10 protein-coding genes are annotated in these 12,002 nt (G+C 74.6%); 6 read left to right on the top strand and 4 right to left on the bottom strand.

Features of this window, described 5'->3' with window-relative positions:
• Positions 1–101: 101 nt before the first annotated feature.
• The 3 genes from INN71_RS09430 to INN71_RS09420 all read left to right on the top strand — a co-directional run bounded on the left by INN71_RS09430 (position 102) and on the right by INN71_RS09420 (position 3,120).
• The gene (locus INN71_RS09430; RefSeq protein WP_277499488.1) at positions 102–1,070 is read left to right on the top strand and encodes a glucosyl-3-phosphoglycerate synthase; all 969 of its coding nucleotides are present in this window, start codon (positions 102–104) and stop codon (positions 1,068–1,070) included.
• Entirely contained in the window at positions 1,067–1,930 is an 864-nt protein-coding gene (folP, locus tag INN71_RS09425) for a dihydropteroate synthase (RefSeq protein WP_277499487.1), read from the top strand. The genes INN71_RS09430 and folP overlap by 4 nt, the downstream gene beginning before the upstream one ends.
• Before the next feature lie 107 nt (positions 1,931–2,037).
• Positions 2,038–3,120 carry a class I SAM-dependent methyltransferase gene (locus tag INN71_RS09420; RefSeq protein ID WP_277499486.1) on the top strand — a complete coding sequence of 361 codons (1,083 nt, stop codon included), beginning with the start codon at positions 2,038–2,040 and terminating at the stop codon, positions 3,118–3,120.
• 19 nt (positions 3,121–3,139) lie between these two features.
• On the opposite strand, the gene zwf is transcribed toward INN71_RS09420, so the two are convergent.
• Together zwf and INN71_RS09410 are read right to left on the bottom strand one after the other, a co-directional pair.
• The gene (gene zwf / locus INN71_RS09415) at positions 3,140–4,603 is read right to left on the bottom strand and encodes a glucose-6-phosphate dehydrogenase (RefSeq protein ID WP_277499485.1); all 1,464 of its coding nucleotides are present in this window, start codon (positions 4,601–4,603) and stop codon (positions 3,140–3,142) included.
• Between the two features lie 43 nt (positions 4,604–4,646).
• Complete coding sequence (locus tag INN71_RS09410) at positions 4,647–6,431, bottom strand: ABC-F family ATP-binding cassette domain-containing protein (RefSeq protein ID WP_277499484.1); 1,785 nt, start codon at positions 6,429–6,431, stop codon at positions 4,647–4,649.
• 229 nt (positions 6,432–6,660) lie between these two features.
• Between INN71_RS09410 and INN71_RS09405 the strand changes: the two genes are divergently transcribed.
• Positions 6,661–7,158: an NfeD family protein gene (locus tag INN71_RS09405; protein WP_277499483.1), complete on the top strand. Its 498-nt coding sequence runs from the start codon at positions 6,661–6,663 to the stop codon at positions 7,156–7,158.
• A 78-nt stretch (positions 7,159–7,236) separates the two neighbouring features.
• The gene (locus tag INN71_RS09400; RefSeq protein WP_277499482.1) at positions 7,237–8,760 is read left to right on the top strand and encodes a flotillin family protein; all 1,524 of its coding nucleotides are present in this window, start codon (positions 7,237–7,239) and stop codon (positions 8,758–8,760) included.
• A 152-nt stretch (positions 8,761–8,912) separates the two neighbouring features.
• Here the strand turns inward: INN71_RS09400 and INN71_RS09395 are convergent, their stop codons facing one another.
• Positions 8,913–9,350 carry a MerR family transcriptional regulator gene (locus tag INN71_RS09395; RefSeq protein WP_277499480.1) on the bottom strand — a complete coding sequence of 146 codons (438 nt, stop codon included), beginning with the start codon at positions 9,348–9,350 and terminating at the stop codon, positions 8,913–8,915.
• 88 nt (positions 9,351–9,438) lie between these two features.
• On the opposite strand from INN71_RS09395, the gene INN71_RS09390 reads away from it, so the two are divergent.
• On the top strand, positions 9,439–10,377 hold the full coding sequence (locus INN71_RS09390) for an NAD(P)/FAD-dependent oxidoreductase (RefSeq protein ID WP_277499479.1): 939 nt from the start codon (positions 9,439–9,441) through the stop codon (positions 10,375–10,377).
• A gap of 155 nt (positions 10,378–10,532) precedes the next feature.
• Here INN71_RS09390 and INN71_RS09385 read toward each other — a convergent pair whose 3' ends face one another.
• On the bottom strand, positions 10,533–11,990 hold the full coding sequence (locus INN71_RS09385; RefSeq protein ID WP_277499478.1) for an NAD-dependent succinate-semialdehyde dehydrogenase: 1,458 nt from the start codon (positions 11,988–11,990) through the stop codon (positions 10,533–10,535).
• Positions 11,991–12,002: the final 12 nt, after the last annotated feature.

Raw genomic sequence — 12,002 nt, 5'->3', positions numbered from 1 at the left:
GGAGGGGCAGACCTTGCGAACCCTACGGCGCCTCGGGCCCCGGCGCGGACGAACTCGCAGAGACCACCGGTACCCACCCGCCCCTGTCTAGGCTGACGGGCGTGACCGCGCTGCCCGAGGACGCCACCGCCGCGTGGTCGCGTCGGCGCACCCACCGCTGGGACGCGTGGACGCTCGACGCCCTCCTCGAGGCCCGCCGCGCGTCAGGCGCGACGGTGAGCCTCGTCGTACCGGCCCGCAACGAGGCCGCCACCGTCGGCGACGTCGTCAGCCGCGTGCGCGAGCGGCTCGTCGAGACCGTCTCCCTGCTCGACGAGGTGGTGGTCATCGACTCCGACTCGAGCGACGACACGGCCGCGGTGGCCGCCGACGCGGGCGCCGTGGTGCACCGCGCCGCCGACATCCGCCCCGACCTCGGCTGGGCGCCCGGGAAGGGCGAGGCGATGTGGAAGTCGCTCTTCGTCACCCGCGGCGACGTGCTGGTCTTCATGGACGCCGACCTGCGCGCGTGGGACACCCACTTCGTGCCCGGCCTGCTGGGGCCGCTGCTGACGGACCCGACGGTCGCGCTGGTCAAGGGGTTCTACGCGCGCCCGCTCGACGTGGAGGGCGGCGGCCCGTACGACGGGGGCCGCGTCACCGAGCTCGTCGCCCGGCCCCTCATCGCGCTGGCGTTCCCCGAGCTGGCCGGCCTCGTGCAGCCCCTCGCCGGTGAGTGGGCGGTGCGTCGCGAGCTGTTCGGGTCGCTGTCGGTGCCGACGGGGTACGCCGTCGAGCTCGCCGCCCTCGTCGACACGCTCCGGGCCCGCGGCCTCGACGCGATCGCGCAGGTCGACCTCGGCCGTCGCTCGCACCGCCACCAGGCGCTCGCGGACCTCGGCGCGATGGCCACCCAGATCCTCGCCGCCGCCGCCCGGCGCGTCGCCCCCGTCGGCGGCGTCGACACCGTCGCCCTGCGTCAGTTCGACCAGTCCGACGGCGGGGCCCACGCCACGCTGCGGGCGGTCACGGTGGGCGAGCGCCCGCCGTACTCCTCGGTCGTGGACCCGACCCCGGGGGCCCGCCCGTGACGCTGCGCCTGGGCCGCCACTCCTTCGCCGACGACGCCACCCTCGTCATGGCGATCGTCAACCGCACGCCCGACTCCTTCTACGACCGCGGCGCCACGTGGGCGGAGGACCGGGCGTTCGACCGCGTCGCGCAGGTCGTGGACGAGGGTGCGGAGATCGTCGACATCGGCGGCATCAAGGCCGCCCCGGGCGTCGAGGTCGACGAGACGGAGGAGCGCCGCCGCGTCGTGTCGTTCGTCGCGCGGGTGCGCTCGGCGTACCCCGACCTCGTCATCTCCGTCGACACCTGGCGCGCCTCGGTCGGACGTGCCGTGTGCGCCGAGGGCGCCGACGTGCTCAACGACGCGTGGGGCGGGGCCGACCCGGAGCTCGTCGACGCCGCCGCCGAGCACGGCGCCGCGATCATCTGCACCCACACCGGCGGCATCACGCCGCGCACGCGCCCGTTCCGTGTCGCGTACGACGACGTGGTCGCCGCCGCGATCGCCGACACCACGGCGTACGCCGAGCGCGCGCTCGCCGCCGGCGTGGCCCGCGAGTCCATCGTCATCGACCCCGCCCACGACTTCGGCAAGAACACCTTCCACTCCCTCGAGGTCACCCGGCGCCTCGGCGAGATGGTCGCCACCGGCTGGCCCGTGCTGGTGAGCCTCAGCAACAAGGACTTCGTCGGCGAGACCCTCGACCGCCCCGTCGGCGAGCGGCTGCTCGGCACCCTGGCGGCCACCGCCATCTGCGCGCAGGCGGGCGCCCGGATCTACCGCGTCCACGAGGTGCCCGAGACCCGGCAGGTCGTCGACATGGCGTGGAGCATCGCCGGCCGCCGCCCGCCCGCACGCCCGATCCGCGGCCTGGCCTGAGGGTCGGCCCGAGGGTCGCTGCCCGCCTGCGAGGCCGCACCTGGATAGCCTCGGGCCCGGACCGGTGCGCGAACCTCCCGCGCGCACCCCGACCGGGAGGTTCCCGCATGAGTACGTCGCGCTCCGTCCTGCGGCAGGTGCTGCCGTCGTCCGGGCCCACGCGCCCCCTCCTCGGCCTGGTCGCGCTCGTGGCGCTCGTCGGCCTGCCGGTGCTCGCGGGCCTGCTCGTCGACCTCGACGGCGCCTGGGTGCTCGGCCTCCTCGCCGGTCTCGTCCTGCTGGCCGCCACCCTGGCGGGGCTGGCCGCCATCGGCACCAGCCGGCTGCTCCACGCCCAGCACGCCCGCTCCGACGAGCTCGAGGCGGCCCGCACCGCCGAGCTCGCCGAGCTGGTCCGCACCCGCACCGACGGCCTGCACCGCACCGTCGAGCGCAGCACCGACCGGCTCGCCGGCCACGTCGCGGGCGAGATCGCCGAGGCCACCCGCACGACGACGACGGTCTCCGACCGCAACCGCGACGGCCTGCGCAACGAGATCGAGCGCCTCCTGCTCGTCGAGTCGATCGGCGACGTGCGCCAGACCCAGGCGCTGCTCCAGCTGTTCGCCGCGGTGCGCATCGAGCGCCCGCTGCCCGGCCTCAGCGGCTTCGCGGCCTCGCCCGACCTGCTGCTCTTCCTCGTCCACCTGCTGCGCGAGGAGCGCCCGGCGGTCGTCGTCGAGTGCGGTTCGGGCTCCTCGACGCTGCTCATGGCCCTGACCGTGCAGCAGTACGGCCTGCCGACCCGCATCATCTCGATCGACCACGAGGCGTTCTACGGCGAGCAGACCCGCCGCACGCTGTCGGAGAACGGCGTCGACGACGTGGCCGAGGTGCGCATCGCCCCGCTGGCCCCCTCGCCGGTGCCCGAGCACGAGCCGCAGTGGTACGACGTGGACGCCCTCGGCGACCTGCCCCCCATCGACCTGCTCATCGTCGACGGCCCGCCCGGCTCCGGCGGTCGCGAGGCCCGCTACCCGGCGTTCCCCGTGCTGCGCGACCGCCTCGCGCCCGGCGCGATCGTGCTGATGGACGACTACGACCGCGACGACGAGCGCGTCACCGGCGAGCGCTGGCAGGCCTCCGCGCCGGGCAGCACGCTCGAGCGCGTCGACCTCTACAAGGGGCTCGGCGTCCTGCGCATGCCCTGACCGGACTGCCGCCGGCGCGTCAGTCCGCGTCGTGCTCGGCGTGCTTCTCCCGCCACTTGCGCTCGAACGGCAGGCGCCAGGCGCGCGGGGCGATGAGCTGGTGGATCTGGTTCGGCCCCCACGTGCCCGGCTCGTAGGGCCGCACCGGCGGCGGGGAGTCGATGAGGGGCTGCGAGATCTCCCAGAGCCGCTCGACGCCCTCGGCGGTGGTGAAGAGCGTGTGGTTGCCCTTCGTCGCCTCGAGGATGAGCCGCTCGTAGGCCTCGAGCACCGAGCCCGCCCAGTTCGTGTCCTCGACCGAGAACTGCATCGACACCTTGTCGAGGCGGAACCCCGGGCCGGGCCGCTTGCCGTAGAACGACAGGCTGACCTTGGCCTGGTCGGCGAGGTCGAAGGTCAGGTGGTCGGGGCCGTGCTGCCCGATGCCCGAGCCCTCGGGGAACATCGACTTGGGCGGCTCCTTGAACGCGACCGAGATGATCCGCTGGCCCTCGGCGAGCTTCTTGCCGGTGCGCAGGTAGAACGGCACGCCGGCCCACCGCCAGTTGTCGACGTAGCAGCGCAGCGCGATGAACGTCTCGGTCTCCGACTCGGGGTCGACGCCGGGCTCGTCGCGGTAGCCCAGGTACTGCCCCCGCACCACGTCCTCGGGGTGGATGGGCAGCATCGAGCGGAAGACCTTGCCCTTCTCCTCCGTGATCGACTGCGGGTCGAGCGCGGTCGGCGCCTCCATCGCGGTGAAGGCGAGCACCTGGAAGAGGTGGGTCACGACCATGTCGCGGTAGGCGCCGGTGGCCTCGTAGAACGACGCCCGCTGCTCCAGACCGAGCCGCTCGGGCACGTCGATCTGCACGTGGTCGATCATGTTGCGGTTCCACACCGGCTCGAAGAGGCCGTTGGCGAAGCGGAACGCCAGGATGTTGAGCGCCGCCTCCTTGCCGAGGAAGTGGTCGATGCGGAAGACCTGCGACTCCTCGAACACCTCGTGCACCGCGGCGTTGAGGGCCTTCGCGCTCTCGAGGTCGACGCCGAACGGCTTCTCCATCACCACGCGCGAGCGCTCCACCAGCTGCGCCTCGGCGAGGGTGTGGATGACCGCCATCGCCGCCTTGGGCGGCACCGACAGGTAGTGCAGCCGGTGCTGCGGCTCGACGCACTCCGACTCGGCCTCCGCGACCGCGGCCCGCAGCGAGTCCGCCGTACCCCCCGGGGCCCAGTAGAGCCGCTTGGCGAAGTCGTCCCACTCCCCCTCGGTGACGTCGGAGGCGAACTCGCGGATCGCGTCGTGCGCGAACTCCACGAACGTCTCGCGGGTGTGGGGGTCCAGCGACGTGCCCACGATCTGCACGTGGGGCAGCAGGCCGGTGCGCCGCAGGTGCAGCAGGCCGGGCAGCAGCTTGCGGCGCGACAGGTCGCCGGTGGCGCCGAAGAGGATGACCGTCGTGGGCGGTCCGGGGGTGCCCTGGGGGTGCGCGGTCGACATGGCTCCCAGCCTGCCACGCCCGCGTGACGGGAGGGTGTCGACCTCAGCGCCCCGCCCCGGTGGCCGGGTACGGCGCGGCGAGCGCCACCTGCCGCCCGGACCACCGGGCGCGCAGCCACCGGTCGTGCGAGGTGACGACGACGGTCCCCGGGGCGACGCCGACCGCCTCCTCCAGCTCCCCGGCGAGCCGCAGCGAGAGGTGGTTCGTCGGCTCGTCGAGGAGCAGCAGGTCGGGGGCGGCGGCCACCGCGACCGCCAGGGTCAGCCGGCGCCGCTGGCCCACGCTGAGGGCGCCGACCGGAGTGCCGAGGTCGCGGGGGTGCAGCAGCCCCAGCGAGCGCAGGGGCACCCGCTCGGCCGTCGCGGCGCCGACGAGGTCGCGGTACGCCGCCCGCGTGGTGCGCTCCGGCGCCCCGACGTCGGGGTCCTGCGCGACGAGCCGCACGCGGCGGGCCTGGACGTCGACCCGGCCCGCGTCCGGGGTCAGCCGGCCGGCCAGCACGTCGAGCAGCGTCGTCTTGCCCGACCCGTTCGGGCCGGTGACGAGCAGGTGCTCTCCGGCGACGACGTCGAGCCGGTCGAGGACGAGGCGGGGGCGGCCAGGCTCTTCCCCGTCGACCCGCAGGTCCCGCACGGCGACCGCGGCGCCGCTGCCCGGCGTACCCGCCCCGGCGCCGCCGTCGGGCGCGCCCCCCGTGAGGGGTACGGCGAACCGCAGCGGCCGCGGCGGCTTCGGGAGCGCCTCGCGCTCGGCGACCTCGAGCCGGCGCTCGGCGTCGTGGACGCGCCGGGCCCGGGTGCGCTCGACCTTCGCCCCCTTGAAGGCGTGGATGAACTTGTCGTTGTCGGTGGGTCCGCGACCCGGCGCGATGCTGCCGAGGTCGACGCGGGTGCGGGCGCGCAGGTCGGCGATCTCGTCCTGCTGCCGCTGCCAGGTCTCCTCCCAGCGGCGGCGCACGGCCGCCTGGTGGGCCAGGTAGTCGCCGAACCCGCCGCCGAACCGCTGCCCGCCCCGGCCGTCGGTGCCGAGCACGCCCGCGTCGAGGTCGAGCAGGTCGGTGCAGACGCGGTCGAGGAAGGTGCGGTCGTGGCTGGCCGCGACGACCACGCCCGGCAGCGCGACCAGCGACGTCTCGAGGAGCTCCAGCGCCTCGGCGTCGAGGTGGTTGGTCGGCTCGTCGAGCAGCAGGCAGGCGGGGCGGCGCACGAGCGCGGCGGCCAGCGTCAGGCGCGTGCGCTGGCCGCCCGAGAGCGTCGCGACGGGGCGGGCGCGGTCGAGGTCGGCGACGCCGAGGGTGGCGGCGGTCAGCTCGACGCGGCGCTCGGCGTCCCAGGCGTCGTGGTGGGTCGCCCAGGCCAGCACGGCGTCGTACGCCGCCCCGACCTCGTCCGCCGTACCCGCGGGGAGGTCGGCGCCCAGGTCGGCCGCGAGCCGCTCGAGGAGCCGGACCGCCGCGTGCAGCGGGCGCAGGGCGTCGTCGAGCAGGTCGCCGACGGTGCCGGCCCCGGAGCCGGCCCGGGGGTCGGGCTCCTGGGCGAGGTGGACGACGTCGGCGGGCACGCGGACCGTGCCGGCGTCCGGCCGGTCGAGGCCGGCGAGCACGCGCAGCAGCGTCGACTTGCCGGAGCCGTTCTCGCCGATGAGCCCCAGCCGGGTGCCGGGCGCGGCCACGACGTCCACGCCGTCGAGGACGGGCCCGCCGGCGCGGCCCGGGTAGGAGCGCACGACGCCGTGCGCGACGACGGGCGCGAGCGGGGCGGTGAGATCGGCGAGGTCCGGGAGGCCGGCAAGATCGGCGGCGGAGGAAGAAGAGGAGTGGGCAGGCATGACGACGCGTCCGTCCGGGGTGGGGAGGGACCGCGCGGGCGGGGCCGCAGCGCGATCGCGGGCGTCGTCAGAGCTCCATGGTGCTCGCCAGGCTACGCCCCGGGCGCCGGACGGCCAACGGGTTTTCCCCCGCACGCGGGAGATCGGCGGCGCGGTGGTCCGCGCCGTGAGAGGGTGGGGGCGGCCCCGCCCATCGAGCCTGTGCCCGCGACACCTGGAGGAGGCGCCCGTGACGCCGTTCCTGGTGATCGGGCTGTGCGGCGCCGTCGTCCTCCTGGTCTCGCTCGTCCTCGGCGACCTGTTCGACATCGAGGCTCTCGCCGGCGACTGGTTCTCCACCGCCGCCCTCGGTGGCTTCGTCTCCGCGCTCGGCTTCGGCGGCGCGATCGCGCAGGCCGCCGGCCTCGGCCAGCTCCCCTCCTCGCTCGTCGGGGTGGCCGCGGGTCTCGTCGTCGGGTGGTTCGCCGCGTGGCTCACCCGGCTCGTGAAGACCGGCGGCACCGACGCGACGCCCGGCGCCCGCGACGCCGTCGGCTGGGACGCCACCGTCGTGACGGCCATCCCCGAGGGCGGGTACGGCGCGATCACCGTCCGCCGCGGCGGCCACGTGCTGCGCTACAACGCCCAGGCCGAACGCGCCCTGCCCGCGGGCACCGCGGTGCACGTCACCGGCGTGCTGTCGCCGACCGCCGTCACCGTCGCCGCGACGTACGACGAGCTCTCCTGAACCCCCGGCACGACCCGCACCGCCCGCACCACCGCTCCCCCGCGTGACCGCTCGCCCACCACCGAAAGGCCCATCACCATGGACCCGGTCCTGGCCCCGATCATCGGCTTCGTCGTCCTGCTCGTGCTGCTGGTGCTGCTCATCACCAGCCGCTACAAGGTCGCCGGCCCCAACGAGGCGTTCATCGTCACCGGCCGCAAGGGCAAGGCGGTGATCAACCCGGAGACCGGGGAGCTCACGACCGACCTGTCCGGCCAGAAGGTGGTCATGGGCGGCGGCGTCTTCGTCATCCCGTTCGTGCAGAAGCTCGGCAACCTCGACCTGTCGTCGCGGCGCATCTCGGTGCAGATCCGTGGCGCGGTCTCCGGGCAGGGCATCAAGCTCAACGTCGAGGGCGTGGCCATCGTCAAGGTGGGCGGCAACGCCGACCAGATCCGGCTGGCGGCCCAGCGGTTCCTGTCGCAGCAGGGCGACATCGAGCCCTTCACCCAGGAGGTGCTCGCCGGCGCGCTGCGCTCCATCGTCGGCGGCCTGACCGTCGAGCAGATCATCCGCGACCGCGCGGCCTTCGCGCAGCGCGTGGCCGACGAGTCGGAGAACTCCCTGACCGGCCAGGGGCTCATCCTCGACACGTTCCAGATCCAGGACGTGACCGACGACGGCTCCTACCTGGCGGACCTCGGTCGCCCCGAGGCCGCGCGCATCGGCCAGGAGGCCTCGATCGCCGAGGCGAACGCCCGCCGAGCCGCCGAGCAGGCGCGTATCGCCGCCGAGGAGGAGATCGCGGTCTCGCAGCGTGCCCTCGCGCTGCGCCAGGCCGAGATCAAGATCGAGACGGACGCCGCGCAGGCCCGCGCCGCGGCCGCCGGCCCGCTCGCGCAGGCCGACCAGGACCAGGCCATCCTGCTCGAGCAGGAGAAGGTCGCCGTCCGGCAGGCCGCCCTCACCGAGCGCGAGCTCGAGACCAAGGTGCGCAAGCCGGCCGACGCCGAGCGCTACCGCGTCGAGCAGGACGCCGAGGCCCGCCGCTCCGCCGAGATCGCCGCCGCCGACGCCCGCAAGGCGTCGACCATCGCGGCCGCCGAGGCCAAGGCGCAGGAGGTCCGGCTCTCCGGTGAGGCCGAGAAGGCCCGGCGTGCCGCGCTCGCGGAGGCCGGTGCCATCGAGGGCGAGCGGCGCGGTGCGGCCGAGCGCTCCCGTCGTACGGCGGAGGCCGAGGCCGTCCGCGCCGAGGGCGAGGCCCAGGCGGCCGCGGTGCTGGCCGTCGGGCAGGCCGAGGCCGAGGCGATGGACAAGCGCGCCGAGGCGTTCGCGCACTACAACGACGCCGCGGTGCTGCAGATGCTCATCGAGGTGCTGCCGCAGATCGCCAAGGAGGTCGCCGCCCCGATCGGCGCGATCGACCAGCTCACCGTCGTGTCGACCGACGGTGCCGGCGCCCTGCCCAAGCAGGTCACCTCCAACATGGTCGAGACGCTCAACATGCTGCGGACGACCACCGGCCTCGACCTCGACGCGCTCATCAAGCGGTCCGTGGGCTCCGCCGCCGACGGCCTCGGCCTGCGCGGCGACACGGTGACGGGCGAGACCACCGGCCAGTAGGCGCCGTACCGCCCGCACCACCGGCACGACCTGCCCACCCCCGCTGCACTGCAGCACCCCGCGGACGTCATGCGTCCGGTGGCCCCCGGCCTCCGGTCCGCATGACGTCCGCGGTCGTCTCGGGGGGGTACGGCGGTCCCGCGGCTCCGGTGTCAGCTCGCGGGCGGGTGGCCCAGCGCGGCCATCTCCTCCGCCGTGGGCTCGGGCGGCAGCGCGGGGCGCGGCCGGCTGTCGTCGAGCAGGTCGGCGAGGAACGCCTTGTAGCGGGGGCAGTTCGTCACGTCGTGCGCCCGGCAGCGCAGCGCGTGCTCCGTCATGGCGCGCCACAGCTCCATCGACCGCATGCGCTCGGCGATGTCGTCGAGGTGCGCCTGCAGCACGGCCTGGCGGCCCTCGGCCTCGCTGTCGAGCAGGATCCGGATCTGCTCCAGCGTCATCCCCGCCGCCTTGTTCCGCACGATGGCGGCCACCCGCACGACCTCGGCCTCGCCGTACCGGCGACGGCCCGCACCGTCCCGCTCGGGAACCAGCAGGCCCTCGTCCTCCCAGAACCGCAGCACGTGGGTACCGATGTCGAAACGGCGTGCCACATCTCCGATGCTCCACGGGCTTGACTTCATGTTCACATGAAGTCACACGCTGGTGACCTGCACAAGTCCTGACCCGAGAAGGAGCACCATGTCCGAGATCCGTAACGCGCTCGTCGTCGGCGGCGGCCCCGCCGGCCTCCAGGCGGCCCTCACCCTGGGCCGCATCCACCGCAGCACCACCCTGGTCGACTCCGGCACCTACCGGAACGCCCAGGTCGACCACATGCACAACGTCGCGACCCACGACGGCCGGCCGCCGGCCGAGTTCCGCGCGCAGGCCCGCGCCCAGCTCGACGCGTACGACGTCGTCGTCCGCGAGGCGACCGTCCGGACCATCGAGGGCGACGTCGTCGGCGGGTTCACCGCGACGCTCGACGACGGGAGCACCGTGCGCGCCAAGCGCGTCGTGCTGGCCACCGGCCTCACCGACGAGCTCCCCGACGTGCCCGGGCTCGCCGACCTGTGGGGCACCGTGGCCGCGCAGTGCCCCTTCTGCCACGGCCACGAGTTCGCCGACGGCCACGTGGTGGTGCTCGGCGCGGCCCAGCAGATGAGCCACGCCGTGGGCCTCATGCGCGGCATCGCGGGCGAGATCACCGTGCTCGCGAACGGCGCCGAGGTGGCCCCCGAGGCCCGCACGATCTTCGCGGCCCTCGGCGCCGCCGTCGTCGAGGCGAAGGTCGAGCGGTTCGAGCGCCGGGGTGACGGCGCGCGCGTCGTGCTGTCGGACGGCTCGGAGATCGACGCCGTGGGCGTGCTGCTCGCGCCGACCTACCGCCAGTCCGCGCCCTTCGCGGCCCAGCTGGGCGTCGAGCTGCTGCCGTCCGGCTGCGTCGAGATCGACGACATGGGCCGCACCAGCGTGACGGGCGTGTACGCCGGGGGCGACCTCGCCCACCGCTCGGTCTTCCCGATGCCGATGGCGTCCGTGGTCAATGCGCTGGCGGCCGGTCAGATGGCGGCGACGGCCTGCAGCGCCGACCTGCTCGGCGAGGAGATGGCCGCGCTCGGCGCCGCCGGTCACTGACCCGCAGCGGCGGCGCGGCGGCGAGCGGCGCCGTACCCGGTCTCGCGGCCCGGCCCGGCGCGAAGGTTGTAGCCGCAACCCGCCACTTCCGGCGGGAAGTTCCCACCCGGAAGTGGCGGGTTCCCCGGTGCACCGGGGAACCCCCCACCCCCGCCTCACGACCCGGTCGAGATCCCCACGTACGTGGTCTCGAGGTACTCCTCGATGCCCTCGAAGCCGCCCTCGCGGCCGAAGCCCGACTGCTTGACGCCGCCGAAGGGGGCGGCGGGGTTCGACAGCAGGCCCGTGTTGATGCCGAGCATGCCGGCCTCGAGGCGCTCGGCGAGCCGGATGGTGCGCTCGAGGTCGCGGGTGAAGGCGTACGAGGCGAGGCCGTACTCCGTGGCGTTGGCCCGGCGCACCGCCTCGTCCTCGTCGGTGAAGGTCGAGATGGGCGCCACCGGGCCGAAGATCTCCGTGTTCACGATCGCCGACTCGTGGGGTACGTCGGCCAGCACCGTCGGCGGGTAGAAGTAACCCGCGCCGTCGGGCGCCTCGCCGCCCACCAGCACCCGGGCGCCGTCGTGCACGGCGTCGGTGACGAGCTGGTGCACGTCCTCGACCGCGGAGGCCTGCACCAGCGGGCCGACGTCGACCCCGTCGTCCTGGCCGCGGCCGACGCGCAGGGCGCCGAGGCGCTCCGCGAGGCGCCGGCTGAACTCCTCGGCGACGCTCTCGTGCACGAGGAAGCGGTTGGCGGCCGTGCAGGCCTCGCCCATGTTGCGCATCTTGGCCAGCACGGCGCCCTCGACGGCCGCGTCGAGGTCGGCGTCCTCGAAGACGAGGAACGGCGCGTTGCCACCCAGCTCCATCGACAGGCGCTGCAGGTGCTCGGTCGACTGCCGCACCAGCACCTTGCCGACCGGGGTGGACCCCGTGAAGGAGACCTTCCGCAGCCGCTCGTCGGCCATCAGCGTCTCGGAGACGTCCCCGGAGTGCGTCGACGTCACCACGTTGAGCACGCCGGCGGGCAGACCGACGTCCTCGAAGACCTTCGCCACGGCCAGCGTCGTCAGCGGCGTCAGCGCGGCGGGCTTGACGACCATCGTGCAGCCGGCGGCGATGGCCGGGGCGATCTTGCGGGTGGCCATGGCGATCGGGAAGTTCCACGGCGTGATGAGCAGGCACGGACCGACCGGCTTCTTCACCGTCAGCAGCCGGGACCCACCGGCGGGCGCGCTCATCCAGCGCCCGTGGATGCGCACGGCCTCCTCGGAGAACCAGCGCAGGAACTCCGCGCCGTACGTCACCTCGCCCGCGGCCTCGGCCAGCGGCTTGCCCATCTCGAGGCTGATGAGCCGGGCGAAGTCGTCGCGACGGGCGGTGATGGCCTCGAAGGCGGCCCGCAGGATCTCGGCGCGGTCGCGGGGCGCCGAGCGGGCCCACTCCTCCTGGACCTCGGCCGCCGCGTCGAGGGCGGCCACGGCGTCGGCGGCGGTGCCGTCCGCGACGCTCACGAGAACCGACTCGTCGGCGGGGTCCAGCACGTCGAAGGTGGCCCCGTCCTCGGCGTCACGCCAGGTGCCGCCGATGTGGAGCTGGGGGACGAACAGGTCGTCGGGCAGTGCGCTCATGGCCCTCAGCGT

Origin of the sequence: Nocardioides sp. ChNu-153 (assembly GCF_030466625.1) — a bacterium.
GTDB lineage: Bacteria > Actinomycetota > Actinomycetes > Propionibacteriales > Nocardioidaceae > Nocardioides.
This window is presented reverse-complemented; position numbering and strand designations above follow the sequence as displayed.

Coding starts and splice junctions, on each gene's coding strand:
- INN71_RS09420 (WP_277499486.1), top strand. CDS start 2,038: ATGAGTACGTCGCGCTCCGTCCTGCGGCAGGTGCTGCCGTCGTCCGGG.
- INN71_RS09410 (WP_277499484.1), bottom strand. CDS start 6,431: ATGCCTGCCCACTCCTCTTCTTCCTCCGCCGCCGATCTTGCCGGCCTC.
- zwf (WP_277499485.1), bottom strand. CDS start 4,603: ATGTCGACCGCGCACCCCCAGGGCACCCCCGGACCGCCCACGACGGTC.
- INN71_RS09390 (WP_277499479.1), top strand. CDS start 9,439: ATGTCCGAGATCCGTAACGCGCTCGTCGTCGGCGGCGGCCCCGCCGGC.
- INN71_RS09400 (WP_277499482.1), top strand. CDS start 7,237: ATGGACCCGGTCCTGGCCCCGATCATCGGCTTCGTCGTCCTGCTCGTG.
- INN71_RS09385 (WP_277499478.1), bottom strand. CDS start 11,990: ATGAGCGCACTGCCCGACGACCTGTTCGTCCCCCAGCTCCACATCGGC.